This window comes from Desulfosporosinus sp. OT (assembly GCF_000224515.1).
Classification (GTDB): domain Bacteria; phylum Bacillota; class Desulfitobacteriia; order Desulfitobacteriales; family Desulfitobacteriaceae; genus Desulfosporosinus.
Map to the genome: position 1 here is coordinate 1 of NZ_AGAF01000193.1, position 296 is coordinate 296.

Annotated in this window: 1 protein-coding gene; it reads left to right on the forward strand. The window is 39.9% G+C overall.

Translation table 11 applies throughout. The features are described from left to right. Positions 1-125: 125 nt before the first annotated feature. The coding region (locus tag DOT_RS18880; protein WP_009622221.1) for an IS110 family transposase at positions 126-296 on the forward strand (171 nt) is incomplete at its 3' end.

A 296-nucleotide genomic window follows, 5' to 3' on the forward strand; every position in this document is an offset into this window, starting at 1 on the left:
CCAGCCATCCCCTTGTTATGTGCATTCGGTTAAGCAGGTTGAAACCGCTAAGGCTTTCGTGTAACTAACCAATATGAATGGGTAATAAGCGAGGATGGATGCCAACACAAATATGGAGGAGTAGTATGATCAGCGTGGGGATTGATGTTTCAAAGGGAAAAAGTATAGTCTGTTTTCTGAAACCGTATGGTGAGATTTTACATAAGCCTTTTGAGGTAAAGCATACGGAAAGTGATTTAAAAACTCTAGTAGATAAGATTAACACTCTTAAAGAGGAAACCCGTGTCGTTATGGAA